The sequence below is a fragment of the Dokdonella sp. genome (assembly GCF_039926425.1).
Lineage (GTDB): Bacteria > Pseudomonadota > Gammaproteobacteria > Xanthomonadales > Rhodanobacteraceae > Dokdonella_A.
This window is the reverse complement of record NZ_JBDSWZ010000293.1, coordinates 1-2574: the sequence shown is the minus strand read 5'-3', so window position 1 is coordinate 2574 and position 2574 is coordinate 1. Positions and strand designations below refer to the sequence as shown.

Genomic DNA, 2574 nt, shown 5'->3' with positions numbered 1-2574 from the left:
ACGCCTGCAACGAAAAGCGACCGGCATCGTCGACGGCGGTGCTCGCGACGACCGCCGCCGCCGGATCACGCAGTTCGACCCGCGCGTGCGCGACGCCGTCGATTTGCCCGCTGACGCGCCATGTGCTACCGGCACGTATGGCTTCGGACACGTGCAGTTCGACCACACCGGTGGGCGCTGGCGCGGGATCGAATCGGACGACGCGACCGTGTGCCGCGTCGCGATCACGCGGCGGCAGTCCCGCCCCGACGATGCGCAATTGTTGCGACTGCGGATGGCGCCGTAGCGCGGTCCCGAGATCCGGGACGGATTCGATCGTCCGACTCGCACCGCTGCCCGGCAACGCAACGACGGTCGACGCGGACGACAGTGCCGCCGTCTGCGCCGGCGTTGCGCCAGGCGTCAATACCACCAGCTCATTCGCGACGAAGTCTTCCAGCATCGACGGCGGCAACAGGCAGGCGTACAGCCCGAACACCGAAGCGGCGAGCAACAGGAGGCGCACGCGTCGATGATCCTGCACGCCGCGCACGATGCGCCATGCCGAGACACCGAACGCCAGCGCGAGGGTCGCGCCGATGATCCACGACAGGGTCATCGCGTCACCTGCGCCGGCGCAGCGTCCGGCGCGTTTGCCCGGATTGATTCCAGATAGGCGCGACCTGCCGCATCCGGTGCCGCTCGCGGTGCGCCGCCCGCGACGGGCACCGGCAACGTCGGCCAGAGGGCGTTCCGCAGATCCGTGCGACACGTTGCACAGGCCGGATCGCGCCGTGCACGATCGATGGCAGCAACCACGCCAAGCGCATCGGGCAACGCCGACGCGTGCGCGGTGATCCAGGCTTCCGCCGCGGGCCAGTCGGGCGTGGCGCTCGTTCCAAGTTGTTGCCAAAGTGCGACCAGGCCCACGTCGACCGGGGCCTGCGGCGACAACGTGCCGACGCGATCGGTCAGATCCTTGCGATCGCCCGACAATCGCCGCGCCTCATCCGGCGCCGGAAGTTCGAGGCCGACCCGCGCAAGATAAATCCGCGTCGACTGCTGCACGCGCTTGATCAGCTCGAGTGCGCGGCGCTCGAATGGCAATGCGTCGTCCGGTTTGCCTTGGCGCAGGTGCAGTTCGGACTGCCACATTTCGTCGAGCGCGGATTTGAGGGTCGCCTTTGTTTCCGGATCGAGCAGCGTCGCGGCCTCTGCGATGTCGTGCACGTGGCCATACTCGGCGACCGTATTCCCTTCCTCGCCGAAACGCTCCGGCGCAGTTGATTTCGCGCTCCGCTCATGCGCGTCATGCGCGGCTGCCAGCGCCCCTTCCTGCGAATCCGGCACCGCAACGGGCGACGAATCGGGAGCGTGTTCCGCCTGCCCTTCCGATTCCTCGCCGAGAAACTGGCCGTAGCGCAACCGGAGGATCTTCTGGTCGACGCCGATTGCATCCGATCGCGCGATGAAATGCGCGTCGTCGATGATTGCCTTGTCGGCGATCAGCGCTTCGCTGTCGATGATGATCTGGCGCTGGCTGCGGAAGTACGCCGGCATGGTCTTCTGCACGACGCCGTCGAGCCCCGCGCTTTCCTTCGACGGATCGACCGGCCAGCGCAGGATGAAACTCGCGCTGCGCGTGGTGTTGGGCGTCGGCGCGCGATTGTCCGTCACGGCCAGACGCACGATCACATCGTCACCCTTGGCGATGCCGAGCGTTGCGAGATCGAGCGTGTGGTGAAAGCGCCGATGGCGTTCGCCCGGTTCTGCATCGAGCGGTTCGCCCGCCAGCACAATCGCCTGCTCCTTCACGGCGATGTTTTCACCGGTCCCCTGCGCGAGCGTGAGGGTGAGGTCGGCGTGTGCGATGCCGTAGTCGTCGCTCGCTTCGAACACGAGGTCCCAGGTTGTCTGCTGCGGATCGAGCAGCGTGAGCGTTTTGTCCGGCTCCACCACGCGCACCTCCGGCGGGAGATCGGCGACCGCGTCGAGCCGGTGCAGGCGATCATCGGCGGGGGAAGGCCCGCCGTCGGGCACGATGCGGTACAGCGACGACACTTCGAGTACGTCCTCGCCGCGCCACTCGTCGCCGTCGCGCGCGAGCGCGATGCGACGGCCGTCGTGGAATTGAAGATGCGCGCCCGGTGGTGTGGGTGCGAGGCGCAATCGCCAGCGCAGACGCGAGCCTGCGGGCGCCTTCAGATCGAGCGACGATTCGGTTCGTGCCGGCAGCTTCGTGTAGGGCGGCGCGTCGATCTGGATTTCACTCAGCGTGAGAACCGTCGACGTTGCGGCAATGTCGGCGTGCGTGCCGTGCCCCGACGTGTCGGACCGATGGTCGGAACTCGCGCTGAAAAGAGCCATCACGACGATGGCTGTTGCCATCCCTGCGCTGATGGCGATTGCGCGCCACGGCCATGCGGGTCGCAGGTCGGCGCGCATGCCTGCAAGGCGGGTCCGCAGTCGCGCCTGTTGCAAGCCGGCGAGACGTGACAGCGACGACGATGGCTGGAGTAACAACGCCGCGCTGTCTTCCATCTGGGGAAACGACGCGTCGAGACGACGCGCAACCCAGCGGGTGTCGATCGTGCG

The 2574-nt window shown here is 67.5% G+C and carries 1 protein-coding gene and 1 pseudogene; both read right to left on the bottom strand.

The genetic code is table 11. The annotated features are described in order from the left end of the window. Positions 1–598: pseudogene (locus ABIV12_RS16530) on the bottom strand (hypothetical protein); the annotation flags it as partial. Further along, positions 595–2574: DUF4175 family protein (locus ABIV12_RS16525; protein ID WP_348061355.1), on the bottom strand; the 1980-nt coding region annotated here is incomplete at its 5' end. The gene ABIV12_RS16525 and the pseudogene ABIV12_RS16530, both read right to left, overlap by 4 nt.